This is a genomic window from Olleya sp. 1-3, from assembly GCF_002836085.1.
Classification (GTDB): Bacteria; Bacteroidota; Bacteroidia; order Flavobacteriales; family Flavobacteriaceae; genus Olleya; species Olleya namhaensis.
Genome location: NZ_PJBW01000045.1, coordinates 1 through 299, shown reverse-complemented (window position 1 = coordinate 299; position 299 = coordinate 1). Strand labels below are relative to the sequence as shown.

Below are 299 nucleotides of genomic sequence, written 5' to 3'. Positions count from 1 at the left end.
CTTCACACCAGAGTCAGGTTTTACAGGTGATCCAACACCAATAACATATACAGTAGATGATAATGATGGCGGAACATCAGCACCAGCAACGGTAAGTGTAGACTACCCAGTAGTAGTACCAGTTGCGGTTGATGATTTAAGTAGCGCTAACACAGTAGGGTCAACAGTTGGAGTTGATGTAGTGGTAAATGATAGCGATTCAGACGGAGCTATAGATGCAACAAGTGTAAGTTTAGTAGTTCCAGTTGGAGCAGTAAACGTGATTACTGATGCAGACGGAGATGTTGCAGGCTTTAGCG

At 43.8% G+C, this 299-nt stretch carries 1 protein-coding gene; it reads left to right on the top strand.

Translation table 11 applies throughout. The features are described from left to right. Positions 1-299, top strand: a 299-nt coding sequence (locus CXF54_RS12990; RefSeq protein WP_157823463.1) for a hypothetical protein, incomplete at both ends; no start/stop codon positions are given.